Source organism: Ruegeria sp. YTSA144, from assembly GCF_059610125.1.
This window is the reverse complement of sequence record NZ_JBXWNA010000003.1, coordinates 249,771-267,295: the sequence shown is the minus strand read 5'-3', so window position 1 is coordinate 267,295 and position 17,525 is coordinate 249,771. Positions and strand designations below refer to the sequence as shown.

Sequence of the window (17,525 nt, the reverse complement as noted above, 5' to 3'; positions counted from 1 at the left end):
GACGGTCCGTGGGTTAACTTGGTTTTGCTATTGTGATCTGTGTCACATCGCAATTGCCCGTGTCAAAGGCCGCACCGCATGCAGTCAAATAATAATTCCACATGCGGCGGAAACGCTCATCAAACCCCATGTCCGAGATCTGATCCCATTTGTCGTTGAACGTTTCATACCAGCGTCGCAGGGTCAGGTCATAGCTTTTCCCGAATTCTTTCGAGCGTACAACCTGCAATCCGGCCTGATCTATCTGCTGACGCAAGATAGTCGGTGACGGAAGCATCCCACCCGGAAAGATGTATTTCTGAATGAAATCAACGCCGTTCTTGTAAAAATCCCAGCGGTGATCACCCACCGTTATGATTTGCAAGGTCGCCTGAGCGCCAGGCTTCAACCGTTCACGAACGGTTTCGAAATAGACCGGCCAGTATTTTTGACCCACCGCCTCAAACATCTCGATGGACGCTATGCCGTCATAGACGCCGCGTTCATCCCGATAGTCTTGCAGCTTGAACTCGACTCGATCTGATAATCCGGCCTTTTCAATACGTTCCTTGGCGTACTTGAATTGCTCCTGACTGATGGTCAGGCCGGTGACACGCAAACCCCGTTCCTTTGCGGCATATTCCGCGAAACCGCCCCAGCCACATCCGATCTCCAGAACATGATCCCCCGGTTTTGCACCCATCTCATCCACAAGACTGGCGTATTTGGCTGTCTGCGCATTCTCGAGGCTTTCCTGCCCGGTTTCAAATATCGCACTTGAATAGGTCATCGTCTCGTCCAGCCACGAACTGTAAAAATCATTACCCAGATCATAGTGATACGAGATGTTCTTCTTGGCTTGCGCCCTGTTGTTTCGGTGCAGCCAGAACCGCAGCCTTTCATAGGCCTGAACAAGAAACTGGCCCGTAAACCCGTCATAAACAGTCTCGGTTCCAAGATGCACAAGATCCATGAAAGACCGCAGATCAGGCGTACTCCAATGCCCATCCAGATACGCATCGGAAAAACCCAGTTCGCCTTCGCGGATCAGGCGCGCAAAGACATCTTCGTCGTGAATATCGACCTGCGCAACCGGTCCGGCTTTTGCGGCTTCTGCGCGAAACGTGCGACCATCGGGCAGTTTGATATCCAGTCGTCCGGAATCCATCCGGTTCAACATTTTGAAGACTTGGGCGAAATATCTGGGCAGGTTTTTCTGCCCTTCGGTCGTCGTCAGGATCATCCGCTCTCCCCTCTGCGGTACGTGTACAAAGCTAGGCGGCGAAATTGTTTCTGGCAAGTTTTCAGTTCCTTAGTGGGGTTTTCGGCTTTCATATGCGCGTAAGGCGCGGGTCCGACCTTCGGACAATCCGACGATCGGCTTGGGGTAATCCGCATCCGGGCGCAGACCCCATGATCGCGGGACGGCATCAAAATAAGACAGGGCGGTTTTGCCGGGTTCGGTTTGGCCTTCAGCGATCCAGTGGCGCACAAACACCCCGTCTGGATCGAATTTCTCTGCTTGTGTCTGGGGATTGAAAATCCGGAAAAATGGGGATGCATCGGGCCCCGAGCCAGCGACCCACTGCCAGCCCATCGCGTTGCAGGCCGGATCCCAGTCGATCAGGCAATCCTCGAACCACTCCATCCCTATTTTCCAATGAGTCATCAGATGCTTGGTCAGATAGCTTGCGACGATCATCCGCGCCCGGTTGTGCATCCGACCCGTCACATACATTTGCCGCAGCCCGGCATCGACACCGGGGATTCCGGTTCTGGCCTGCCGCCAGGCGATGACCTCGGGATGGTCAGGATCGGTATTCCACGGAAAACTGTCCCATTCCGGCTTCCAGTTGGATGTCACCAGTTGGGGTGTGTGGAACATGAGATGATAAGCGAATTCACGCCAGACAAGTTGGCGCAAAAAGGCGTCGGTTCCCCGTGTTCCGGTCAACGCGGCCCGCTGGATCATGTGCCAGACGGTGCGTGGCCCGATCTCACCCAAAGAGAGGTACTCTGACAGGTTGGACGTCCCATCCTGATCAAGCCTGTCCCGAAGATCGGAGTATTGAACGATCCGGTCGAGAAACTCTTCCAGATGATCCAGAGCGGCCCGCTCGCCAGGTTGCACTTGAGGGCGCACGACCCTCGCTCCCCTGTTCATTGCACCCCCCAACCGACAATCGCTCAAGCCGTCAGAAGCAGGCCACGACACAGGTGCCTTAAGCGCAGTAACTGGCGCGTCAGGAAGTTGTACTTCCCGACCCTGAACCGCACGCCACATGGGTGTGAAAACCCGAAACGGATGACCCGATTTGGTAGCAACAGTCCAGGGTTCAAAAAGCAGATGCCCGGAAAACGACTTTGCAGTCACGTCTTTTTTTGCAAGTATAGACTTGATCTTCTTGTCGCGTTCAATCGAGGCAGGATCGTAAGCGCGAGACCAGAAGACTGAGGTTGCGCCGGTCTCGGCCATGACCTGCTGCAACTGTTCAAGCGCATCACCGCGTCGGAGGATCAGTCGACTGCCCATATTGGCCAGTGACGCTTTGAATGCCTCCAACCCCAAGCCCAAACGCCACTTTGGCGCGGCCCTCATCTGGTCGACAATATCGTCATGGATAAAAAGCGGTACAACCGGACGGCCACTTTCGACCGCCGCGGTCAACGCGGGGTGATCCGACAGACGTAAATCCCGTCGAAACCACATAATGATCGGAGCCTGCTCTTGCACCACAATCCGCCCTTGAGGTTTTTAGCTTCTACGCACCCTCAAGGGTAGTGGATCACAAAACGCGCTCAAGAGCCTCTAGAAGCTGATCAATTTCCTGCTGTGTGGTGTAATGGGTGAAGCTGACACGCAAAACACCTTGCGCCGGATCAACGCCCATCGCCCGCAAGGGGCGCACCGCATAGAAATCTCCGCCACCTGCCATGACACCATATTGCGCCAGTTCCGCCGCAACCGGTTCAGCCGGACGGTTCAACGAAAGCGCAACGGTGGGTGCGCGCCGGCTGGCGTCGGAAGGACCGATCAGACGCACCGCGTTTCGATCCTTTACCGCATCCAGAACCGGTTGCAGCAACGACACTTCGTGCGAACGCATCAGATCGTGGGCAAATACGCCCTGTTCTGCCGCGCCCGTGTCGGGCCCGCCGTGGTGGGCGCAAAGCATCTCAACATAGTCCGCCATACCTGCACTGGCCGCAATCTGCGCGTGATCGGGGCCAGCGGGGGTAAATCGTTTATACAGGACATCGCCGTTGAAATAATGCGCCTGGTTGGGCAACAACTCTCCCAATGTGCGGAGGATGACCATGCACCCCTGATGCGGGCCATAGGTCTTGTACGCTGAAAACAAATAGATATCCGGCCCCAAATCGCCAACATTCGGAAATCCGTGCGGGGCGTAGGATACGCCATCAACGCAGACAAACGCACCCGCCGCATGCGCAATGGCAGTGATCTCGGTGACCGGATTGATCTCACCAACCACATTAGAGCAATGCGGGAAACAGACCAGACGCACTTTTTCGTCCAGCATGTTTTCAAGATCCTGAGGGTTCAGCGCCCCGGTTTCCGGATCAATCTGCCATTCCCTCACCTCTATCCCGGCCTCGACCAGACGACGCCATGGGCCAGAGTTGGCTTCGTGATCCTGATTGGTCACGACGATTGCCTCGCCGGGCTTCATCCATTGCCGGAACGCCTGCGCCAGGACATAGGTGTTCTGGGTGGTTGAGGGGCCAAAACTCAGCTCATCCGTGTCTACGCCCAGAATGGCAGCCATGCGCGCACGCGCTTCGTCCATTTCGGCGCCCGCAAGGCGGCTGGCCTCATATGGGGCGTAAGGCTGAACCTTGCGCTGCGTGTAGAACCGCGTCAGCCGGTCGATCACCGGTTTGCAGGTGTAAGACCCACCCGCGTTCTCGAAAAACGCCTGGCCCTGAAGGCTGGGTTCGGAAAAGGCCGGGAATTGCGCCCGAACGAAATCGATATCCAGAGAGCTCATGCCTCATTGCTCCTTAGTTGTGCAGTCAGATCAATGAGATGCCCGCGCATGTTTCCGGACACCTCAGAAATCATGGCAGGTCTTCCAGCCCAGCCTGTGCTTGGGCCTTTGGCCGACGAAACACGGGGCAGCCCTTCGCCTTGGAAGGACACCGATACTTAGACAGGGCCGCCCACAACCGTCAAGCGAAAGCAAAACGCAAAAGCCCCGGCGCGATGCCGGGGCTTTGAAAGCTTGCAGAGTTGTCGGACGCTTACGCAGACCTCACCCCTGAACCTTGGTATAGGTCCCCTCGCCCGCGAGAATTCCGCGGAAGCCGCCGGGCTCATCAAGTCCGAAGACGATCAGGGGCAGATTGTTGTCGCGCGCCAGTGCGATGGCCGAAGCATCCATGACACGCAACCGTTTGGCCAGCACGTCATCATAGGTCACGGTATCATATCGCACGGCGTCAGCATGTTCCGCAGGGTCTTTGTCATACACCCCATCCACTCCGTTCTTGCCCATGAAGATCGCCTCGCACGCCATTTCGTTGGCGCGCAGGGTGGCTGCGGTGTCTGTCGTGAAATACGGGTTGCCAGTACCGGCGGCGAAAATACAGACCCGCTTTTTTTCGAGGTGCCGAACAGCCCGGCGGCGGATATAGGGTTCGCACACCTCGTCCATGCGAATGGCCGAGATCACGCGGGTGAACACTCCGATCTCTTCCAGTGCAGATTGCATCCCCAGCGCGTTCATCACCGTGGCCAACATGCCCATGTAATCGGCCGTGGTCCGCTCCATGCCCTGGGCTGAACCGCTCAGGCCCCGAAAAATGTTGCCGCCGCCGATGACCATGCATATCTCGACGCCCAGATCGTGAACCGATTTCACTTCTTGCGCGATGCGTTGAACGGTTGGCGGGTGCAGACCGAATCCCTGATCCCCCATCAACGCCTCACCTGAGATTTTCAACATGACCCGTTTGTACGTTGTTTTCGGGATTTCGGCTGTTTCAGAAGAAGGGGAAAGGCTCATGTTGCGCTCCGGGCTGGCACGGGGTTAATTTCCGGCGCAAAATGAAGCAAAAGCTCCGCAGGTTCAATGCGGTTGGTGAGGATAGAGGCAACCGCGCATGACCCGGCGATCAACAGACCTGCTTTTTCGGCAACTGCCTCCAATTCCCGACGACAAGCCAGTCCTGATTGCGGGGCCTACGGCATCGGGAAAATCAGCGCTGGCGCTGGAGATCGCCGAACGGCACGGCGGGGTTATCGTCAACGCGGATGCAAGTCAGGTTTATGACTGCTGGCGCGTCATCTCGGCCAGGCCATCCGCCCAGGAAGAAGCCCGCGCGCCACATCTGCTGTACGGACATGTCGCCTATGATCAGGATTATTCCACTGGCCATTGGCTGCGCGAGGTCCTGCCTCTGCTGAAAGGGCACCAGCGCCCGATCATTGTCGGTGGGACGGGCCTGTATTTTTCGGCCCTGGCCGAAGGCATGGCGCAAATTCCAGCGACTCCACAGGCGGTTCGAGCCGAGGCGGATCAGATGCCCATGGCAGACCTTCTGGAGGGGGTCGATGGCGAGACGCTTGCAAAGCTGGACACGCAGAACCGTGCCCGCGTGCAACGCGCCTGGGAAGTGCAGCGCGCCACGGGTCGCAGCCTGTTGTCCTGGCAGGCCGAAACGCCGCCACCGGAACTTCGGCTGAACGAGACCCTACCGATCGTTTTTGACGTTGATAAAACGTGGCTGCTGAACAGGATAGAACGCCGCTTTGACCAGATGCTGGAACAGGGCGCGATCGAGGAAGTGCGCGCCATGCAGGACCGGTTCGATCCCACCCTTCCGGCTTGCAAGGCCATAGGCGTGCCGGAACTCAGGGCATATCTGGACGGCACGATGACTTTGGATCAGGCGCGAGAGCGCGCAACCATTGCGACGCGGCAATTCGCCAAGCGTCAGCGCACCTGGTTCCGCGCCCGTATGAAGGCCTGGAATCACGTCGATCCCTCTGTGTGATACCCGGCACGTCTGACGTTGCACGAACAAGGCGCCCGCCAAGTCTCAAAGCTTAAGAGAACTTAATGATTTGCTGCGGTTTCCCTTAACAAACCGGGAAAAGAATGGGGAAGTCGGCATCGTTTTGGACGGCCTGAAGAAATGCGTCTCAACGACTTCAACAGATCGCGAATGTCGTTTTTGTACTACTTATGACGATTTCGAACATTGACCTTATCAGAAATCTGGTGCCGAATAACGACATGGGGATGACCAGAGTCCAAAAAACAAAATCCTTCGCTCTGGCGACCGTGAAAATCCGGGTCGCGTAGAGCCATAATCAATCAACAAAATCAGTGTCACAGGGAGACATCCATGACGAATACCGAATCCACCAAAGACAAGGTGCACTGGGCGGCCGAGATGCACGCTCAGGAATACCGCGACGGCAAGCTGAGCCGAAGGGAATTCATGACGCGCGCAACCAGTCTTGGGGTTACTGCCGCGGCGGCCTATGGCATGATCGGATTGCCGGCTCCTGCTTTGGCCGAAACCGCAAAGCAGGAAGGCGGCACGCTGCGTGTGCAGATGGAAGTCCGCGCCCTCAAAGACCCCCGTACCTATGACTGGTCGCAAATCGCGAACGTGACGCGCGGCACGCTGGAATATCTGGTCGAGTACAACTCGGACGGCTCGTTCCGCGGCATGCTTCTTGAAGGTTGGGAAGTCAACGATGACGCAACCGTATACACTCTGAATGTCCGTCCGGGCGTCAAGTGGAACAACGGTGACGATTTCACGGCTGACGACGTTGCACGCAACATCGCGCGCTGGTGCGACAAGAGTTCGGAAACCAACTCGATGGCGGGCCGCTTTGCAACCCTGATCGACGCGGATACCGGTCAGGCCGGTGAGGGTGTCATCGAAGTTGTCGACGCAACCACGGTCAAACTGAACCTGCCAAAACCGGATATCACCCTTATTCCGGGCATGGCCGACTATCCCGGCGCGATTGTTCACAGCTCGTTCAGCGAGACAGACCTGCTGAACAATGTGGGAACCGGCCCCTATCTGATGGACGAACTTGAGGTTGGCGTAAAAGCCGTTCTGGTTCGCAATCCGGATCACACCTGGTGGGGTGAAGAAGTGTACGGCCGCCCTGCCCTGGACCGTATCGAATACATCGACTACGGAACCGACCCTTCCGCCTGGCTGGCAGCGTTGGAATCCGACGAAGTCGACATGCTGTATGAATCGGTGGGCGAGTTCATCGACGTGATGGACGGGCTGGGCTATGTGAAGTCAGAAGTGGTGACCGCCGCGACCATCGTTATTCGCCCCAACCAGCTGGCCGAGATCGACGGGCAGAAGCCTTATGCGGACAAACGTGTCCGGCAGGCCCTTCAGATGGCCGTAGACAATTCCGTTTGTCTGGAACTGGGCTATGGCGGTCGCGGAGCCCCGGCGGAAAACCATCACGTGGCGCCGCTGCATCCGGAGTATGCCGAGCTTCCGCCGCAAAAGGTTGATCCCGCGGCAGCCAAGGCGCTTATGGACGAAGCCGGTTTCGGAGATTTCGAGCACGAGATCATCTCGATCGACGATGACTGGCGTCGCAACACCACAGATGCCGTCGCCGCGCAGCTGCGCGATGCCGGAATCAAGGTCAAGCGGACCGTTCTGCCGGGCAATACCTTCTGGAACGACTGGGCCAAGTACCCGTTCAGCTCGACCAACTGGAACCCGCGTCCGCTGGGTGTGCAGGTCTGGGCGCTTGCCTATCGTTCGGGCGAAGCCTGGAACGAGTTTGGCTATGCCAGCCCCGAGTTCGACGCTCTTCTGGAAGAGGCTCTGGCCATTGCCGACGCGGACAAGCGTCGTGAGGTCATGGCACGTGGCGAAGCCCTGTTGCAGGAAGACGGGGTTACCATTCAGCCCTATTGGCGCTCGCTCTATCGTCACATGAAAGAGGGTCTTGTTGGAACCGACATGCATGTGACCTTCGAACACCATCACTACAAGTGGGGCTGGGCTGCCTAAGCACTGCCAATGACACACAAGGGGCGCCTGACATGGGCGCCCCTTTCCAGCCGCAGACTTGCCGACGCGGGGTCGGACGTCCGAGGCCAGAAAATGGTCCAATGATCTGCGGAATACCTGAACAACAGGGGCCAACATGGGACTATTCATCCTACGACGGTTCGGAGTGATGCTGCTTACGGCATTATGTCTGACATTCGTCGTCTTTTTCCTGACCAACCTATACCCGAACCTTGAAAAGCTGGCGAAAACGCAGGGCAACCAGCGTATGTCGGACGAGCAGGTCGAAGCCTGGTTGGAAAACCGCGGTTACCTACAGCCAACACTCGTAAAATACGGCCAATGGTTGGGCGTGATGCCCGGTTTTCAGAAAACGCTTGAAGACGGCCAGTTCGTGGGAACCTGCACGAGACCCGGTTCGACGGCAGAGGACACGGCAAGATATTGCGGTGTTCTTCAGGGCGATTGGGGATATTCGACCGTATTCAAGGACGAAGTCGGAACCATTGTTGGCAAGCGTCTGGGCAACACAGGTTACCTGATGTTCTGGGTTTTGGTCCTGATGGTTCCTTCTGCACTGATCGTTGGTGTTCTGGCCGGTATGCGAGAGGGATCAGCCCTGGATCGATCGTTGTCGACATTCTCGATCATCACGACAGCAACGCCGGAATACGTATCGGGCGTTATCTTCATCGCGATCTTCACCTCGTCCACCGTGGGGCTGAAATGGTTCAAAGGAACCGCGACGCAAGCGATGGAGAACCCGACATTCGAGAACTTCTTCCTGCCGGTTCTGACCATTGCGCTGTACGGTATGGGTTACATCGCCCGGATGACCCGCGCTTCGATGACCGAAGTGATGACGGCGCAATACATCCGAACCGCACGGCTGAAGGGTGTCTCGTTCCCGAACATCGTCATGAAACACGCCTTGCGCAACGCGTTGATCGCGCCGTTCACGGTTATCATGTTGCAGTTCCCGTGGCTGCTGAACGGCGTGGTGATTGTTGAAACCCTGTTCAACTACAAGGGTTTCGGCTGGGCGCTGGTTCAGGCCGCTGGCAACAACGACATCCAGCTTCTGCTGGCGATTTCGGTCGTGTCGGTCTTTGTGGTTCTGATAACGCAGCTGATCTCGGATATCGGCTACGTCTACCTCAACCCGCGCATTCGCATTTCATAAGGAGGGTGAGATTATGGAACCACTAACCTGGACCGGCTCTATCGCCTTCCTGAACCCGCTGCTGATGATCGCACTGGCAGCGCTTTTCCTGTCGATCCTGGTCTGGATCATCGCCAGTATCTTTTTGCCTGAACAGCAGATTGTCGTGAATCCGGATGGATCCGTCAGTTCTGGCGGCGGTGTCCGTGGATTGATCCAGCTTGCGCTGTATTACAGTTTCCTTGCCAGCGTGGGACTGGCCGTGGCTTATCTGGTGCTGGGCATCCTGATGGGCACAGGTGCAGGGATCATCGGCGCCATTTCCCAGCAATTCCTGCCTGTATGGGTCGCGCTGATCATCATGTTCGCCATGTCGATCGCCTTCAAGAGACGGTTGGGGTTGTACGGCAAACTGTATGACAGTCCCATCGGAATGATCGGCTTTGGCCTTGTGATGTTCTGGGTCTTTACCGGCATCTTCGGCGCCCTTGATCTGATCGTGACCCATGACCCGCTGACACAGATCTCTGGCATGAAGAACAAAGTGCCGGGAACGCCTCTGCCGAATCTGGAGGACGGCGAGTATGCCTGGTATCTTCTGGGCGGCGACAATCTGGCGCGCGACGTATTCAGCCGGATGGTCAAGGGGGCCTGGGTCGTGGTGCAGATTGCACCGCTGGCAACTATGTTCGCCTTCATGGTCGGCATTACGCTGGGGCTTCCCGCCGGCTACTATGGGGGGCGTTTTGATACGTTCCTGTCCTTCCTCGCCAACCTGATCCTCGCCTTCCCGGTGATCCTGCTGTTCTACCTGCTGGTGACGCCGGAAATCGTGGCGACCGGGGTGCCGAACTACATGGCGGCCGTGCTATTCGTATTCCCGATCCTGTTCATCGGCGTATTGCTGAATTCACGCTATTACACGCGCCCGAATTTCCGTACACCGTTGCTGATCGGTGTTCTGGGTGTTGCGATCTGGCTGTATCTGTCGCTGATTTCGACCGGTGGCTACATCATCAATACCGACGCCTACCGGATCTGGGGCCTGCCGATCTATCTGGACCTGTTCGATATTCCCGGCGGTATTCTTGTGGTGTTCGTCTCTGTGGTCTTCGTCAACTCGCCCACGGTCTTCCGTATCGTGCGCGGCCTGGCACTGGACATTAAAACCCGCGATTACGTGGCTGCGGCCCAGACCCGGGGCGAAGGGCCGTGGTATATCATGCTTTGGGAAATCCTGCCCAACGCCCGTGGCCCTCTGATCGTCGATTTCTGTCTGCGCATCGGGTACACCACCATTCTTCTGGGGACTTTGGGCTTCTTCGGACTGGGCCTGCCGCCGGAGAGCCCGGACTGGGGATCCACGATCAACGAGGGGCGCAAGCTGCTGTCGATCTACCTGCACCCTGCCCTTCCTCCTGCCTTTGCCCTGCTGTCGCTGGTTCTTGGTCTGAACCTGCTGGCTGACGGTCTTCGCGAGGAAAGCCTGAAGGACTGATGTGATCGAGGCCGGGGGGCCAGCCCCCCGGACCCCCCGGGATATTTTTGGCCAGATGAAGGGGACCCCCGCATTTGGTGAGGAGTAAGCAAAATGAGCAAAATGGCGGATTATGACGGCCCGATCCTGGAGATCGACAAGCTGTCCATCTCGTTCTTTACCCGCCTGCGGGAAATCCCCGCCGTGATGGATTTCTCGGTCAGCGTAGAGCCCGGCGAAGCAGTGGGGCTGGTTGGTGAATCCGGTTGCGGTAAATCGACCGTGGCGCTGGGCGTCATGCAGGATCTTGGCAAGAACGGCCGCGTCGTCGGAGGCACGATCAAGTTCAAGGGCCGCGATCTGGCAAAGATGTCGAGCGAGGAGTTGCGCGACATTCGCGGCAATGAAATCGCGATGATCTATCAGGAGCCCATGGCCTCGCTGAACCCGGCGATGAAGATCGGCAAACAGTTGATGGAAGTGCCGATGATCCACGAGGGTGTAAGTCAGGAAGAGGCTTATTCGCGCGCGCTGGAAGTGGTGACGGACGTTCGCCTGCCGGACCCCGAGCGCATGTTGAATTCGTTTCCGCACCAGTTGTCGGGCGGTCAGCAGCAGCGCATCGTGATTGCGATGGCGCTGATGTCGAAACCGGCGCTGTTGATCCTGGATGAGCCGACAACCGCTTTGGACGTGACGGTCGAGGCCGCTGTGGTCGAACTGGTCAAGGATCTGGGCAAGAAATACGGCACTTCGATGTTGTTTATCTCGCACAACCTCGGGCTGGTTCTGGAAACCTGCGACCGTCTGTGCGTGATGTATTCGGGTGAAGCGGTCGAGCGCGGCTCGATCAAGGATGTGTTCGACGAGATGCAGCACCCTTACACACAGGCGCTGTTCCGTTCGATCCCGCTGCCGGGCGCTGACAAGAATTCGCGTCCATTGGTGGCCATTCCGGGGAACTTCCCATTGCCCCACGAGCGGCCTCCGGGCTGCAACTTCGGACCGCGCTGCGACTATTTCGAAGAGGGTCGGTGTGACGCGAAAGACATCCTGATGGAGGCGGTGCCCGGCAATGACCGGCACCACACCCGGTGCCTTAAATTCCAGGAAATCGACTGGAACGCCCCACTTGCGCTGGCCGATCAGAAAGAAAAAGGCGACATCGGCCGAACGGTTCTGAAAATAGACAATCTCAAGAAGTATTACGAGGTCGCTGCAAATGCCTTGTTTGGCGGTGGTGAGAAGAAGGTGGTGAAGGCCAACGAAACGCTCAGCTTCGAGGCGCACGAATCCGAGACACTGGCCATCGTGGGGGAATCCGGCTGCGGCAAGTCCACCTTCGCCAAGGTTCTCATGGGGTTGGAGACGGCCACGGACGGGCAGATCCTTCTGGACAACCGCAACATCGAACAGGTGCCCATCGAAGAACGCGATGCCAAGACGATCGGCGAAGTTCAGATGGTTTTCCAGAACCCGTTCGACACGCTGAACCCGTCGATGACCGTTGGCCGTCAGATCATACGGGCGCTGGAAATCTTCGGTGTCGGAAACTCTGAGGCCGAGCGCAAGAAGCGGATGCTGGAACTGCTTGATCTGGTGAAGCTGCCGCGCGCCTTTGCGGACAGAATGCCGCGACAGCTGTCGGGTGGTCAGAAACAGCGCGTAGGTATCGCACGCGCCTTTGCCGGCGATGCACGTATCGTTGTGGCGGACGAACCCGTCTCGGCGCTGGATGTGTCGGTTCAGGCCGCCGTGACGGATCTTTTAATGGAGATTCAGCGAGAGCACAAAACCACGCTGCTGTTCATCAGCCACGACCTGTCTATCGTGCGTTACCTGAGCGACCGGGTCATGGTGATGTATCTGGGCCATGTTGTGGAATTGGGCACTACGGATCAGGTTTTTGCCCCGCCCTATCACCCTTACACCGAAGCGTTGCTGAGCGCGGTTCCGATTGCGGATACCTCGGTCGAGAAACAGCACATCGTTCTGGATGGTGATATTCCTTCGGCGATGAACCCGCCACCGGGTTGCCCGTTCCAGACGCGGTGCCGCTGGAAATCCGAAGTGCCTGACGGACGGTGTGAATCGCATGTGCCGCCGGTGCAGACGCTGGCAGATGGGCATCAGGTGAAATGTCACCTGGCCGAGGGTATTCTGGCCCGGATGGAGCCGGTGATAAAAGTCGCGGCGGAGTAAACCCGTTTCTGAACCTTGGAAAGGGCCGGTCAGTAACCGGCCCTTTTTTGGCGCCGTGATTTGTGGGGAGACAGACGGCGCTTGGGAATGGCGTGAGTGGTGACCCGGTAATTCGTCAGCCGGTCAAAACGTTGTTGCCGAAATGCATGAATTCCTGGTTCATGCCGGCAATGTCACCGGCTTCAAGCTGAAGGCTGGCGCTGTCGAGCATCCTATAGCTCTGCTGTCCCTTCACCCAGTCATCGGCAGATTGCAGAGTGGTCAGCGTGTAGGACGTGATCTCATTCAGGTAATGTGTGGGGATGATCACCTTGGGCTGGAGCTTGGACACGATGTCGTTGCCCTGATCGAAGCTGAGAATATGTTCCGAGCCATCCACCGGCAGGGTCAGAACATCCACCTGACCGATTGCGTCCCAGAACTCCTGCGGCGGGTTGTGGCGGTTGTCGCCCCAGATCAGCGCTCGAATGCCGCCGGTCTCGACCAGATAGACGACCATATCCATGTGGCCCACGTTGTTCGGCGGGCAGGCTTCCACGCCGAACTCGGCCAGCGCATTGGTCCAGTCATACCATCCCGGCGCGACACAGGCGTGCTTGTCGGCAAAGCCGGTGATCTTGATGTCAGCAAACTCGAAATTGCCGACCATCCGATCCAGCACCATGGTCGAGCTTGGGCGTTCAATCGCATCGTGATCGAAATGGGCATGGGTCGACAGGGTGATGTCCACCGGGATTTGCGGGAATTCGTTGCGGAACCAAAGACCCCACGCGCCCGACGGATCATCGCGCCAGGGATCAAACAGCACTGTTGCCCCGTTGGGCGAGGTGATCTTGATCGCACAATGACCATAATAGTCGATGCCAACCGTCCCGGTGCTGGCCTGACCCGTTGCGCCTTGCAGATCGATCACATGGTTGTTGTTGCCCGGCTGTAGCCACGCCTGAGATTGCGCCTGGGCCGGTTGTGCGCCCAGCACAGAAGCGGTCGCGCCGACCCCGGCAGCGCCTGCCGCCATGAAGAAAGACCGGCGCGACAGACCCGGCGCCAGATGATCCTTGTCCCCGTTCAGGATGGTTGGTTTCAGATCTTTGCGATCCATTTTCGTGTACCTCTCTGTTGGACCCGCGCAGTTTTTCCGCGCGTCCCAACCAAAGGTAACAAGCCAAGGCATATTGGCTCAGACCGAAAAAATGGGGGCGGAATGTGGGGGAAAACCCCATATTCCGCATTCACGAAATCGAGAGCAAATGACTGCGCAGGTTCTGGCTGCGCCCTTCGAGCCCCAGCTTGCGGCGGATGTTGTTGCGGTGAAAATCAATTGTCGATGTTTCCCGCGACAGGGCCTTGGCAATGTCCTTGGTCGTTTTTCCAAACATGACCATCTGTGCAATCTCGATCTCGGTCGGGGTCATCACTGCAAATGCATCTGTCAGTTTGTCCGACAGTGCAGACGTGAGCTCGTTCAGGTTTTTCTCGGCCAGTTCGAGATAGACATACTGCGCTTCGTCCCCGGCAAGCTGCGCCCGGACCTTTTCGAGATATGGCAAAACCCGGCCGCGCACCTGTTCGACTATTTCGTGATCGCGGCTTTTGCGATCATCATCCAGACTGGACAGCAGGACGCGCAGCGCCGTGTTGGTTTCCTGCAACTCGCGGGTACGATCCGCGACGCGTGTTTCAAGCTGCGCCAGTGTTTCGTTGAGCTTTTCTTCCAGCGCGCGGCGCAGGTAAACCTCTTGCAACAAAGCCAAATCCGACTCGACCATGCGTGCGAACTGCGCCAGCCCTTCGCGGAACAACAAGGCACGGCGGTTCTGCTTGCGATCCAGAACACAAATCGTTCCGAATACCGATCCATCGGGCCATTTCAGCGGCAGGCCGATGTAAAATGTCATCCCGTGTTCCAGATCGTCATTGTCGGCCCAAACCGGATCGCATGCAGCATCTTTGACCACCAATTCTCCGTCCCGCTGCAAGACGCCCTGACAATACAGCTTGGGGTTCAACTGGAAACTCAAGCCGACCGGATATGGGTTTTCGGGATGATCCGAGGTGATCAGCACCGCATGATCCGGCGCGTCGGTTTTCATGATTAGGCTTGCAGGCACATCCGCCAGCTCTGCGACCAGATCAACCAGTTGCTGCCAGTTGGCCAGCGTTTCTTGCGGGATCTCAGGGTGGTCAACAGGCATGAGGCGGCCTCACCAGTTACTGGAGGATACACTTTCAGGTTAGTTGGACTGGTTGCGTCGGATCAAGAACCGGACGTTCTGCGCCGCGGCATCGGGTTTAACCACCCCAGATGACCTTCACGTAGTTCTGGGTTTCCTTGTACGGCGGTATGCCGCCATGCTTTTCCACCGCTTTTGGGCCCGCATTGTAGGCGGCCAAGGCCAGTGGCCAGGATTTGAACTTGCGATACTGCCAGGACAGGTATCTGGCCCCACCCTCGAGGTTCTGCTTGGGGTCATGCGGGTTGACCCCCAAAAGCTCGGCGGTCTGAGGCATCAATTGCGCCAATCCCAGAGCACCTTTGTGAGACTTCGCCTGCGGGTTCCATCCGCTTTCCTGCTGCACAAGGCGCAGGAACAAGTCTTCGGGAATGTTGTGAAGGCGGGCAGCCTGTTTCGCCAGGTCCAGATACTGGCCGCGATACTTTCCTGTATATCGCTTGCTGGTCTGCGCACGGGATGTCCTGGGTTTCAACCGCGCGGAATCGCGATACTGCGTCGCCGCACGGGTATCCAGAATCTTGGACTGCTTGAGGAAGATATCCTTGCGGCTTTTGGTAGACAGCGTTTGCGCCTGCACAGGCAAAACGGCCAGCACAAGGCAGACAACAGAAAACCCAGCAACCCAAGAACGCATCAATGCCTATCCTGCTCGATAAGAAACCAGTCGGATTATAGGTATTCCCACAAAAAATGAAAGCTTGGTAAAGACCAAAGTAAGACTCTTGCCCAACACTGTTGTATCTACTGTTTTCAACCATGATGCAGGCCGTATAGGGTCTCACGAAACAAGTCGCGCCAGATTCGGCGCACATACGCGAAAACAGAACGAGGATTTTCATGGCGGGTTCAGTCAACAAGGTCATTCTGGTAGGTAATCTTGGCCGCGACCCCGAGGTCCGGTCGTTCCAGAACGGCGGAAAGGTATGCAATCTGCGCATTGCCACGTCAGAGACCTGGAAAGACCGCAACACGGGCGAACGCCGAGAACGAACGGAATGGCATTCGGTCGCCATCTTCTCGGAACCGCTGGCCCGTATTGCAGAGCAATATCTGCGCAAAGGCAGCAAGGTTTATATCGAAGGTCAGCTGGAAACCCGCAAATGGCAGGATCAGTCCGGGCAAGACCGCTATACAACCGAGGTTGTTCTGCGCCCCTACCGCGGTGAATTGACCTTGCTCGACAGCCGCGGTGAAGGCGGCGGCAGCGGCGGTGGTTACGGCGGCGGCCAGGCCGGTGGCGGCGGGTACGGAGACCCCTACGGTGGTCCGTCCAGTTCCCCGGCACCGGCACCGGCATCGGGCGGAATCGACGACGACGAGATTCCGTTCTAGGCAATTCGGAGACACGATATGACATGGTCCTTTTCTCTCGGCCGATTGCTCGGGTCCGAACTGAGGGTCCATGTCACATTTTTCCTGCTTCTGGCCTGGGTGGGCTTTGCGGCCTATTCCGCCGGCGGCCTGCCGGCAGCCATAGACAACCTGTTGTTTGTTCTGGCCTTGTTTGCCTGTGTGGTCGCCCATGAGTTCGGTCATGCCCTCATGGCGCGGCGGTATGGAATCAAGACCCCAGACATAACACTGTTGCCGATCGGTGGGTTGGCCCGGCTTGAAAGGATGCCGGAAAAGCCTTTGCAAGAAGTCTTGGTGGCACTTGCAGGTCCGGCGGTGAACATCGTGATCTGGGTCATTCTGGTCGCCTTTGGTGCTGGACTGCCGATCGAGACACTTTCCCAGATCGATTCACCTGGTATCGGGTTTCTGAACAGGTTGGCCTACATCAACCTTCTGCTGGCCGTATTCAACATGATCCCGGCCTTCCCCATGGACGGAGGGCGCGTGTTCCGCGCCCTTCTGTGCCTGCGCATGGATCGCGTCAAAGCAACACGTGTGGCTGCGGTCGGAGGTCAGATCGTTGCGGTGGTTCTGGGGTTTTTGGGGCTGAGCTCAGGCAACCCGTTTCTGGTGCTCATCGCCGTGTTCGTGTTCATCGCCGCCAACGCCGAAAGCCAGGACGTCGCCCTGCGATCCGCGGCACGCCGGGTTCTGGCCCGGGATGCGATGATCACCGAGTTTCACGCGCTCTCCCCCAACGATACGTTGAGCACGGCAGCACAAGCCGTAATTCACACCACGCAGCACGAGTTCCCTGTGTTGGATACGGATCAATCTCTGCTTGGTTTTGTGACCCGAGATCGACTGTTTGCCGCGCTCGCAGGCGATCAGCCCAGATCGGCACCTGCCACCTCGATCATGAATGCCGATGTCCCCGCGGTCTCGCTTACCACCGGCCTCGAGACCGTGTTGGAACATCTGCACAAAGGCGCTCCGGCGATCGCTGTGGTCACTCGGGGTGGTCGCATGATCGGTTACATCACGCGCGAGAACATCGGTGAACTGATGGTCATTCAGGGGCGCTAGGCTTTCA

The 17,525-nt window shown here is 57.5% G+C and carries 14 protein-coding genes; 7 read left to right on the top strand and 7 right to left on the bottom strand.

The annotated features are described in order from the left end of the window. Positions 1–13: 13 nt before the first annotated feature. The 4 genes from AC2FF8_RS10100 to pyrH form a co-directional block, all read right to left on the bottom strand. Positions 14–1,222, bottom strand: coding sequence for a class I SAM-dependent methyltransferase (locus AC2FF8_RS10100; RefSeq protein ID WP_496872970.1), 1,209 nt, complete (start codon positions 1,220–1,222; stop codon positions 14–16). A 69-nt stretch (positions 1,223–1,291) separates the two neighbouring features. Then, positions 1,292–2,689, bottom strand: coding sequence for a cryptochrome/photolyase family protein (locus tag AC2FF8_RS10095; protein ID WP_496879599.1), 1,398 nt, complete (start codon positions 2,687–2,689; stop codon positions 1,292–1,294). A gap of 76 nt (positions 2,690–2,765) precedes the next feature. Further along, complete coding sequence (locus AC2FF8_RS10090; protein WP_496879598.1) at positions 2,766–3,992, bottom strand: aminotransferase class V-fold PLP-dependent enzyme; 1,227 nt, start codon at positions 3,990–3,992, stop codon at positions 2,766–2,768. Between the two features lie 264 nt (positions 3,993–4,256). After that, on the bottom strand, positions 4,257–5,009 hold the full coding sequence (gene pyrH / locus AC2FF8_RS10085; protein WP_496879597.1) for a UMP kinase: 753 nt from the start codon (positions 5,007–5,009) through the stop codon (positions 4,257–4,259). 97 nt (positions 5,010–5,106) lie between these two features. On the opposite strand from pyrH, the gene miaA reads away from it, so the two are divergent. From miaA to AC2FF8_RS10060, 5 genes are all read left to right on the top strand, one after another. Beyond that, positions 5,107–6,000 carry a tRNA (adenosine(37)-N6)-dimethylallyltransferase MiaA gene (miaA, locus tag AC2FF8_RS10080; protein ID WP_496879596.1) on the top strand — a complete coding sequence of 298 codons (894 nt, stop codon included), beginning with the start codon at positions 5,107–5,109 and terminating at the stop codon, positions 5,998–6,000. Positions 6,001–6,354: 354 nt separating this feature from the next. Then, entirely contained in the window at positions 6,355–8,019 is a 1,665-nt protein-coding gene (locus AC2FF8_RS10075; RefSeq protein WP_496879595.1) for an ABC transporter substrate-binding protein, read from the top strand. A 136-nt stretch (positions 8,020–8,155) separates the two neighbouring features. Then, positions 8,156–9,202: an ABC transporter permease gene (locus AC2FF8_RS10070; protein WP_480684460.1), complete on the top strand. Its 1,047-nt coding sequence runs from the start codon at positions 8,156–8,158 to the stop codon at positions 9,200–9,202. Positions 9,203–9,215: 13 nt separating this feature from the next. Next, a complete protein-coding gene (locus AC2FF8_RS10065; RefSeq protein ID WP_425078148.1) occupies positions 9,216–10,679 on the top strand; it encodes an ABC transporter permease in 1,464 nt (487 codons plus the stop codon). A 93-nt stretch (positions 10,680–10,772) separates the two neighbouring features. After that, entirely contained in the window at positions 10,773–12,860 is a 2,088-nt protein-coding gene (locus AC2FF8_RS10060) for a dipeptide ABC transporter ATP-binding protein (protein WP_257600593.1), read from the top strand. A gap of 115 nt (positions 12,861–12,975) precedes the next feature. On the opposite strand, the gene AC2FF8_RS10055 is transcribed toward AC2FF8_RS10060, so the two are convergent. From AC2FF8_RS10055 to AC2FF8_RS10045, 3 genes are all read right to left on the bottom strand, one after another. Then, complete coding sequence (locus AC2FF8_RS10055; protein WP_170344599.1) at positions 12,976–13,962, bottom strand: MBL fold metallo-hydrolase; 987 nt, start codon at positions 13,960–13,962, stop codon at positions 12,976–12,978. A gap of 130 nt (positions 13,963–14,092) precedes the next feature. Beyond that, the gene (locus AC2FF8_RS10050; protein ID WP_496879594.1) at positions 14,093–15,055 is read right to left on the bottom strand and encodes a LuxR C-terminal-related transcriptional regulator; all 963 of its coding nucleotides are present in this window, start codon (positions 15,053–15,055) and stop codon (positions 14,093–14,095) included. Positions 15,056–15,152: 97 nt separating this feature from the next. Beyond that, positions 15,153–15,731, bottom strand: coding sequence for a lytic transglycosylase domain-containing protein (locus AC2FF8_RS10045; RefSeq protein ID WP_496879593.1), 579 nt, complete (start codon positions 15,729–15,731; stop codon positions 15,153–15,155). Positions 15,732–15,934: 203 nt separating this feature from the next. Between AC2FF8_RS10045 and ssb the strand changes: the two genes are divergently transcribed. Together ssb and AC2FF8_RS10035 are read left to right on the top strand one after the other, a co-directional pair. Continuing rightward, positions 15,935–16,429 (top strand): single-stranded DNA-binding protein, encoded by a 495-nt coding sequence (gene ssb / locus AC2FF8_RS10040; protein ID WP_170344602.1) that lies wholly within the window; start codon positions 15,935–15,937, stop codon positions 16,427–16,429. Between the two features lie 18 nt (positions 16,430–16,447). Further along, positions 16,448–17,518, top strand: a complete 1,071-nt coding sequence (locus tag AC2FF8_RS10035; RefSeq protein ID WP_496879592.1) for a site-2 protease family protein — start codon at positions 16,448–16,450, stop codon at positions 17,516–17,518. The last annotated feature ends 7 nt before the right edge of the window (positions 17,519–17,525 follow it).